2 protein-coding genes and 1 pseudogene are annotated in these 9747 nt (G+C 68.4%); all 3 read left to right on the top strand.

The features are described 5' to 3' along the window. Window positions 1-15: 15 nt before the first annotated feature. Window positions 16-4167: pseudogene (locus tag AL2_RS39660) on the top strand (type I polyketide synthase); the annotation flags it as partial. Between the two features lie 221 nt (window positions 4168-4388). Next, entirely contained in the window at window positions 4389-8036 is a 3648-nt protein-coding gene (locus tag AL2_RS39960; protein ID WP_169806482.1) for a type I polyketide synthase, read from the top strand. Continuing rightward, the coding region (locus AL2_RS35720) for a type I polyketide synthase (protein WP_439951381.1) at window positions 8033-9747 on the top strand (1715 nt) is incomplete at its 3' end. The genes AL2_RS39960 and AL2_RS35720, both read left to right, overlap by 4 nt.

Genomic DNA, 9747 nt, shown 5'->3' on the forward strand with positions numbered 1-9747 from the left:
GCGGGTGGAAGCCGGGTGGATCTGCCGACGTATGCCTTCCAACATGAGCGCTTTTGGCTGGCGCCCTCGCGTGGTGGTGATGCGGCATCGCTCGGACAGGGAGCTGCGAGGCATCCGGTGTTGGGTGCGGTGGTGGTGTCGCCGGGGTCGGCGGGGGTGGTGTTGACGGGGTTGGTGTCGCGGTCGGCTCAGCCGTGGCTGGCTGACCACGTGGTGTTGGGGCGGGTGCTCATGCCGGCGTCGGGGTGGGTGGAGTTGGCGGTGCGGGCCGGGGATGAGGTCGGCTGCCCGGTGGTGCGGGAGCTGGCGGTCACGGCCCCGCTGGTGGTCCCTGAACGCGGCGGGCTGCAGGTGCATGTGGTGGTGGGCGAGCCCGATGAGGCCGGGGCGCGCACTGTGGAGATCCACTCCCGCCCCCAAGCCGACAACGCGAGCGACTCGGGGTGGACGCTGCACGCCCAGGGTGTCCTGGTACGCGAAGCGGATTCGGCTCCGACGTTGCCCGCTGAAGTGTGGCCATCTGCGGATGCGCAATCAGTGGATGTGGACGCGGCGTATGAGGCAGTGACCCGTCAGGGCTATGGGTATGGGCGGGCGTTTCGGGGTGTGCGCGGGGTGTGGCGGCGCGGCCGGGAGGTGTTCGCCGAGGTGAGCGTCCCGGGCGGGGTGGATGTGGAGGGGTTCGGTATCCATCCGGCGTTGCTGGACGCGGTGGTGCATGCCCCGCTTCTCGCGGAGGCCGCCGCCGATCCTGAGGCTGATGAGGTGCAGGTCCCGTTCTTGTGGGAGGGGATGTCGCTGCATGCTGTGGGCGCGTCCACGGTCCGGGTGCGGATCAGCCCGGCAGGCGATGACGCGGTCGCGGTGCAGGTGACTGACGAGACCGGCGCTTTGGTGTTGACGGTCGATTCACTGGTGACACGTCCGGTGTCGCAGCAGGCACTGGCCACGGCGGCGAGTGCGGTGTCGGATGGTCTGTTCCAGCTCGGCTGGTCTTCGGTGTCAGTGGACGTGCGGGATTCCGTGTCGTGGGCTCGATGGGAGGACGTGGACACGGAGTCTGCTCCGGCGGTGGTGGTGTGGGAGTGGACGCCCCGGCCGGAGGTTGAGGTGGTGGAGGCGGTGCACGCCGCCACGCATCAGGCGTTGGAGGTGCTTCAGTCGTGGCTGTCCTCGGCGGTGTTCGCGGGGTCGAGGTTGGTGGTGGTGACCAGGGGCGCGGTCGCTCTGCTCGATGAGCAGGTGGTGGATGTGGCGGGTGCGGCGGTGTGGGGTTTGGTGCGGTCGGCGCAGGCGGAGAACCCGGGCCGGATCGTGCTGGTGGACACCGACACCGATCTCGCCGCGAGCCTGGACGTCGCGGACATGGGTGAGCCGCAGCTGGTGATGCGTGGCGGGGTGGCGCATGTGGCGCGGCTGACGCGTGCGGCGGCTACCGGCGAGGAGCGGGCTGCGGGGTTGGCGGGCGGTGCGGTGATCGTGACCGGCGGTACTGGTGGTGTGGGTGGTGTGCTGGCGCGGCGGTTGGTGGAGGCGCACGGTGTGGGGTGTGTGGTGCTGGCCAGCCGGCGCGGCCCGGCCGCCGACGGCGCCGCAGAGCTGGTCGCGGAGTTGGAAGCGGCAGGTGCGGTGGTGCGGGTGGTGGCCTGTGACGTCTCCGATCGTTCTGCGGTCGCCGATCTGGTGGCCTCGGTCCCAACGGAATTTGAGCTTCGCGGCGTCGTCCATGCGGCGGGTGTCCTGGACGACGGGGTGATCGGTTCACTGACCCCGGAACGGATGGATCGGGTCCTGGCCGCCAAAGCCGACGCGGCCTGGTTCCTGCACGAGGCAACCGCCGAACAGGAACTGACGCTGTTCGCGGTGGTGTCGTCGTTGTCGGGTGTCCTGGGAGCGCCGGGCCAGGGCAACTACGCCGCGGCCAACACCTTCCTGGACGCGCTGGCGGTGTATCGGCGCAGCCTAGGGCTTGCCGGGCAGTCGGTGTCGTGGGGCCTGTGGGCCGAGTCCGGTGGTATGGGTGCGCGGCTTGGCGTTGAGGGTGTGGGCCGGATGCGGGCCAGTGGTGTGCTGCCACTGACCGTTTCCCAGGCCGTGGAACTGTTCGATGCCGCGATCTCGGCCTCGGCGGAGCATCTTGTTGCGGTCCGATGGGACATGGCGGCGTTGCGGCGTCAGGCCGGAACAGGGGAGCTGGCGCCGGTAATGGCCGATCTAGTGCCGGCGGTGCGCCGGACGGCGGCGGCCGGTGAATCGGTGTCGCAACTGGTGTCCCGGCTGCGTGGTCTCGACCAGAGTCAACGACGCCGACGTCTGCTGGAGTTGGTGTCCGTGCAGGTGGCGACCGTGTTGGGGCATGAGCGCGCCGATGTGGTGGGTGCCGAGACGCCGTTCAAGGACTTGGGTCTGGATTCGCTGGGCGGTGTCCAGGTGCGCAACCGCCTCCAAGCCGCAACCGATCTGTCCCTTCCGGTATCGCTGGTGTTCGACTATCCGACCCCGGCCGCGCTGGCCGAGCATCTCCTCGAACAGTTGCTGCCCGGCGATATAGAGCCGGTGATCGTGGCACGGCCGGTCACCAAGGCGGTGGACGACGATCCTGTTGTGGTGGTGGGCATGGGATGCCGTTATCCAGGGGGTGTGACCTCACCAGAGGAGTTGTGGGCCCTGGTGTGCGCAGAGGGCGAGGGCATTGGTCCCTTCCCATCCGATCGGGGTTGGGATGTGGAGTCGGTGTTCGATCCGGACCCCGATGCTCAGGGCAAGTCCTACGTCCGTCATGGCGGGTTTTTGGATGATGTGGCGGGTTTTGATGCGGGGTTTTTTGGGGTGTCGCCGCGGGAGGCGGTGGCGATGGATCCGCAGCAGCGTTTGTTGTTGGAGGTGTCGTGGGAGGCGATCGAGCGGGCCGGAATCGACCCGCTGACGCTGCGCGGCTCACGGACCGGAGTGTTCGCGGGAGTGATGGGCCAGGACTACGCGCAGTTGGGGAACGGAGCATCCGATGACGGGGAGGGCTTCGGCACCGGGGTGATGGGGTCGGTGGTGTCGGGTCGGGTGTCGTATGTGCTGGGTTTGGAGGGTCCGGCGGTGTCGGTGGATACGGCGTGCTCATCGTCGTTGGTGGCGTTGCATTTGGCGGCGCAGGCGCTCCGCGGCGGGGAATGCGATCTGGCCCTTGCGGGTGGTGTGACGGTGATGGCCACCCCTGACACCTTCGTGGAGTTTTCGCGGCAGCGCGGTTTGGCAGTGGATGGCCGCTGCAAGGCGTTTGCCGAGTCCGCCGACGGCACCGGATGGGCTGAAGGCGCGGGAGTGCTGCTGTTGGAGCGGCTTTCGGATGCGCGGCGGGCGGGTCGTCGGGTGTTGGCGGTGGTGGCGGGGTCGGCGGTTAATCAGGACGGTGCTTCTAATGGGTTGACGGCGCCGAATGGCCCGTCGCAGCAGCGGGTGATCCGGGCGGCGTTGGATGCGGCGGGGGTGGGTGCGGGTGATGTGGATGTGGTGGAGGCGCATGGGACTGGGACGGTGCTGGGGGATCCGATTGAGGCGCAGGCTTTGCTGGCGACTTATGGGCGTGATCGTTCAGTGGGTGGTGAGCCGTTGTGGTTGGGGTCGTTGAAGTCCAATGTCGGTCATACGCAGGCGGCTGCGGGTGTGGGCGGTGTGATCAAGATGGTGCAGGCGCTGCGCCACGGCGTGCTGCCCAAGACCCTGCACGTGGACGCCCCATCCTCGCGCGTTGATTGGACCGCCGGACAGGTCGCTCTGCTGCGCGAGACTCGGCCTTGGCCGGATGTGCCACGGCCCAGACGTGCCGGGGTGTCCTCGTTCGGGCTGTCGGGCACCAACGCCCACGTCATCATCGAGCAGGCCCCGCCAGAGGACACCACACAGACATCAACACCTTCTCCCAGCCCGGACATCGAAGAGGTCGAGCCGCCTCCCGGCCTCGGCGTGTGGGTGTTGTCGGGCAGGTCGCGGGAGGCGCTGGCGGGCCAGGCGGAGGCGCTCGCGGGGTGGCTGGCCGAGGACGGCGCCAATGCGGACATGACTGACGTCGGCTTGTCCCTGTCGCGACGCTCCCTCTTCGAGCACCGTGCGGTGCTGTTCGGCGCGGACAGAGGCGAGTTGGCGGCGGGGTTGGCTGACCTTGCTGCCGGCCGGGAGAACCCGCGTGTGGTGACCGGCTCTGTCCGCGCTACCGGCCCTGCGGGTGGTGTGGTGTTTGTGTTTCCGGGTCAGGGGTCGCAGTGGTTGGGGATGGGGCGGGAGTTGGCGGGGTGTTGTGATGAGTTTGGTCGGGAGTTGGCGGTGGTGGCGGGGGAGGTGGATCGGTGGTGGGGTCATCGGTTGCTGGAGGTGATGTGGGTTCGGAGGAGGGGGTGTTGGGGCGGACGGAGTTTGCGCAGCCGGTGTTGTTCGCGGTGGGGGTGGCGTTGTTTCGGGTGTTGGTGTCGTGGGGTGTGGTTCCGGATTTTGTGGTGGGTCATTCGGTGGGGGAGATCGCGGCGGCGTGTGCGGCGGGGATGGTGTCGTTGGAGGATGCGGCGCGGCTTGTGGTGGCGCGGGGCCGGGTGATGCAGCGGGCGGATGCGGGTGGCGCGATGGTGGCGGTGTCGGGGCCGGTGGTGTCGGTGGAGTTGGTGGAGCAGGTCTTGGGGGAGGTTTCGGGGTCGTTGGGGCCGGTGGTGGTGGCTGCGGTGAATGCTCCGACGGTGGTGGTGATTTCGGGTGCGCGGGCTGCGGTGGAGGCTGCTGCGGCGAGGTTGTCGGCGGTGGGGTGTGGGACGCGTTCGCTGTCGGTGTCGCATGCGTTTCATTCGCCGTTGCTGGATCCGGTGCTGGAGGACTTCCGTCAGGTGGCGGCTGGGGTGGGGGTGTGTGCCGGTGGGGTGGGGTTGGTGTCGAATGTGTCGGGCGGGTTGGCCGATGTGGGGGAGGGGTTTGGTTCGGCGGAGTACTGGGTGCGGCATGCCCGTCAGGCGGTGCGGTTCGCGGACGCGATCGGGTTCGCGGCTGCCCGGGGCGCGGACCGGTTCGTGGAGCTGGGGCCCGGCGCACTGATCTCGGCCATCACCAACACTCTCGAAGCGGCAAAGGAGACGGCGGCCCCAGAGAGCGCTTCGCCGCCCTTGCTCGTGTCTTTGCTGAGTCGGCGTGGGTCGGAGCCGGTGGGGTTGGTGTCGGGGCTGGCGGAGTTGTTCGTGTCGGGGGTCGGGGTGTCGTGGCAGGACTGGTGCGCGGGTGGAAGCCGGGTGGATCTGCCGACCTATGCCTTCCAACATGAGCGTTACTGGGTGACGCCTTCGCCGGCGTCGGGCGATGTCGGGGCCGCGGGGCTGACCACGGTGGAGCACCCTCTACTGGGTGCGGTGGTGGTATCGCCGGGGTCGGCGGGGGTGGTGTTGACGGGGTTGGTGTCGCGGTCGGCTCAGCCGTGGCTGGCTGACCATTCGGTGCTGGGGCGGGTGCTCATGCCGGCGTCGGGGTGGGTGGAGTTGGCGGTGCGGGCCGGGGATGAGGTCGGCTGCCCGGTGGTGCGGGAGCTGGCGGTCACGGCCCCGTTGGTGGTTCCGGAACGCGGCGGGCTGCAGGTGCATGTGGTGGTGGGCGAGCCCGATGAGGCCGGGGCGCGCACTGTGGAGATCCACTCCCGCCCCCAAGCCGACAACGCGACCGACTTGGGGTGGACGCTGCACGCCGAGGGTGTGCTGATGCCCGAAACGGAGTCGGCATCGGCGGTGCCTGGGAAGTCCATTTGGCCACCGCAGGATGCCCAAGCGGTCGATGCGGAAGCGGCGTACGAGCTCCTGGCTGAGCGCGGCTATGGATATGGGCGGGCGTTTCGGGGTGTGCGTGCGGTGTGGCGGCGCGGCCGGGAGGTGTTCGCCGAGGTGAGCGTCCCGGCCGGGGTGGATGTGGAGGGGTTCGGTATCCATCCGGCATTGCTGGACGCGGTGGTGCATGCCCCGCTGCTGGCTGACGGCGATGCCGACGAGCAGGTGCAGGTCCCGTTCTTGTGGGCGGGAGTGTCGTTGCATGCCGTCGGCGCCTCCACGGTCCGGGTACGGGTGAGCCCGGCTGGGGACGATGCGGTGTCGATCCAGGTGGCTGACGAGACCGGTGCTTTGGTGTTGACGGTCGATTCGCTGGTGACGCGCCCGGTGTCGCAGCAGGTACTGGCCACCGCGGCGGCGAGTGCGGTGCCGGATGGCTTGTTCCAGGTCGGCTGGTCCCCGGTGTCGAAGGAGACTTGGGAAACGGTGCACTGGGCTCGTTGGGAGGACGTGGACGCGGAGTCTGCTCCGGCGGTGGTGGTGTGGGAGTGGACGCCCCGGCCGGAGGTTGATGTGGTGGGCGCGGCGCATGCTGCCGCCCATCAGGTGTTGGAGGTGCTGCAGTCGTGGCTGTCCTCGGCGGTGTTCGCGGGGTCGAGGTTGGTGGTGGTGACCAGGGGAGCCGTCGGCCTGCTCGATGAGCAGGTGGTGGATGTGGCGGGTGCGGCGGTGTGGGGTTTGGTGCGGTCGGCGCAGGCGGAGAACCCGGGCCGGATCGTGCTGGTGGACACCGACAGCGACCTCGCCGCGAGCCTGGACGTCGCGGACATGGGTGAGCCGCAGCTGGTGATGCGTGGCGGGGTGGTGCATGCGGCGCGGCTGACGCGTGCGGCGGTTACCGGCGATGAGCGGGCTGCGGGCCTTGACGGCGGCGCGGTGATCGTGACCGGCGGTACTGGTGGTGTGGGTGGTGTGCTGGCGCGGCGGCTGGTGGAGGCGCACGGTGTGGGGTGTGTGGTGCTGGCCAGCCGGCGCGGCCCGGCCGCCGACGGCGCCCAAGCGCTCGTGGCGGGCTTGGAGGACGCGGGCGCGGTGGTACGGGTGGTGGCCTGTGACGTCTCCGATCGTTCCGCGGTCGCCGACCTGGTGGCCTCGGTCCCGCAAGAGTTCGAGCTCCGCGGCGTCGTCCACGCGGCGGGTGTCCTGGACGACGGAGTGATCGGATCACTCACTCCCGAACGGCTGGATCGGGTCCTGGCCGCCAAAGCCGACGCGGCCTGGTTCCTGCACGAGGCAACCGCTGATCTGGGGTTGTCGTTGTTCGCGGTGGTGTCGTCACTGTCAGGCGTCCTCGGAGCACCAGGCCAAAGCAACTACGCCGCGGCCAACACCTTCCTGGACGCGCTGGCGGGCCACCGGCGGGGCCTGGGGCTGGCTGGGCAGTCGGTGTCGTGGGGCCTGTGGGCTGAGTCCGGTGGTATGGGTGCGCGGCTTGGCGTTGAGGGTGTGGGCCGGATGCGGGCCAGTGGTGTGCTGCCACTGACCGTTTCCCAGGCCGTGGAACTGTTCGATGCCGCGATCTCGGCCTCGGCGGAGCATCTGGTGGCGGTCCGATGGGACATGGCGGCGTTGCGGCGTCAGGCCGGAGCCGCAGAGCTGGCGCCGCTGCTGACGGACCTGGTGCCGGCGGTGCGCCGGACGGCGGCGGCCGGTGAATCGGTGCCGCAACTGGTGTCCCGGCTGCGTGATCTCGACCAGACCCAACGACGCCGACTGCTGACCGACCTTGTGTCTTCACACGTCGCAGCAATACTGGGCCACGATGATGCCGACACGATCATCGGCCCTCAGACGGTGTTCAAGGATGTGGGCTTGGATTCGCTCGGCGGTATTCAGGTGCGCAACCGCCTGCAGACCGCGACCGGCCTATCGCTTCCGGCATCACTGGTGTTCGACTACCCGACTCCGGCAGCCATAGCCGAGCATCTGCTCGAACAACTTCTGCCCGGCAGCCAAAAGGACGCCACGGCGATGCACATGGAGGAAGTCAGACGGCTCCTCCAAGCGGTGCCGCTCAATCAACCTGGTGATGCGGCGATCATCGAACGCCTTCTGGAGCTTGCGGAAGCTCAGAACGATTGGTCTGACGGCGGCTCCGAGGTGTATGAGAAGCGGGCGTCTATCCGGGAGATGGACGCGGACGCACTGATCAATATGGGGCTCGGAGTTTCTCACAGCAGGAAGAGTGACGTCTGATGGCGACTCGGGAAGAGCAACTCGTCGAAGCGCTGCGTAATTCTCTACTCGAACTGGAAACAGTGCGGGCTGAGAATGAACGTCTGGTTGCGAAGAGCTCGGATCCTGTTGTGGTGGTGGGGATGGGGTGTCGTTATCCGGGGGGTGTGACGTCGCCGGAGGGTTTGTGGGCCTTGGTGTGTGGGGGTGGTGAGGGTATCGGTTCGTTCCCGTCGGATCGGGGTTGGGATGTGGAGTCGGTGTTCGATCCGGACCCGGATGCGCAGGGGAAGTCGTATGTGTGTCGTGGCGGTTTTTTGGATGATGTGGCGGGTTTTGATGCGGGGTTTTTTGGGGTGTCGCCGCGGGAGGCGGTGGCGATGGATCCGCAGCAGCGTTTGTTGTTGGAGGTGTCGTGGGAGGCGATTGAGCGGGCCGGGATTGATCCGGTGGGTTTGCGTGGTTCGCGGACTGGGGTGTTCGCGGGGGTGATGAGTCACGATTATGCGTGGCTGGGGGATGGGGCGGAGGGGTTCAGTACTGGGGTGATGGGGTCGGTGGTGTCGGGTCGGGTGTCGTATGTGCTGGGTTTGGAGGGTCCGGCGGTGTCGGTGGATACGGCGTGTTCGTCGTCGTTGGTGGCGTTGCATTTGGCGGCGCAGGCTCTTCGTGGTGGGGAGTGTGATCTGGCGCTTGCGGGTGGTGTGACGGTGATGGCGACGCCGGAGACGTTTGTGGAGTTTTCGCGGCAGCGGGGGTTGGCGGTGGATGGGCGGTGTAAGGCGTTTGCGGAGTCGGCGGATGGGACTGGTTGGGGTGAGGGTGTGGGTGTGCTGGTGTTGGAGCGGCTTTCGGATGCGCGGCGGGCGGGTCGTCGGGTGTTGGCGGTGGTGGCGGGGTCGGCGGTCAATCAGGACGGTGCTTCTAATGGGTTGACGGCGCCGAATGGCCCGTCGCAGCAGCGGGTGATCCGCGCGGCGTTGGATGCGGCGGGGTTGGGTGCGGGTGATGTGGATGTGGTGGAGGCGCATGGGACTGGGACGGTGCTGGGGGATCCGATTGAGGCGCAGGCTTTGCTGGCGACTTATGGGCGTGATCGTTCAGTGGGTGGTGAGCCGTTGTGGTTGGGGTCGTTGAAGTCCAATGTCGGTCATACGCAGGCGGCTGCGGGTGTGGGTGGTGTGATCAAGATGGTGCAGGCGCTGCGCCACGGTGTGCTGCCCAAGACCCTGCACGTGGACGCCCCGTCTTCGCGCGTTGATTGGACCGCCGGACAGGTCGCTCTGCTGCGCGAGACCCGCGACTGGCCGGATGTGCCACGGCCCAGACGTGCCGGGGTGTCCTCGTTCGGGCTGTCGGGCACCAACGCCCACGTCATCATCGAGCAGCCGCCCTCGGCGGTTGATGCCGTCGAGGTGGCCGAGCCTTCAACTGCTCGCGATACCGGTGCGGCCGGGGCGGCTTCCGGCCTCGGCGTGTGGGTGTTGTCGGGCAGGTCGCGGGAGGCGCTGGCGGGTCAGGCTGCGGCGCTTGCGGGGTGGCTGGCCGGGGACGGCGCCGATGCGGACATGATCGACGTGGGCCTGTCCTTGTCACAGCGTTCCCTGTTTGAGCATCGTGCGGTGCTGTTGGGTGCGGACCGGGGCGAGTTGGCGGCGGGGTTGGCTGACCTTGCCGCCGGCCGGGAGAACCCGCGTGTGGTGACCGGCTCGGTGCGTGCGGCTGGTTCTGC

Source organism: Actinomadura latina NBRC 106108 (assembly GCF_001552195.1).
GTDB lineage: Bacteria > Actinomycetota > Actinomycetes > Streptosporangiales > Streptosporangiaceae > Spirillospora > Spirillospora latina.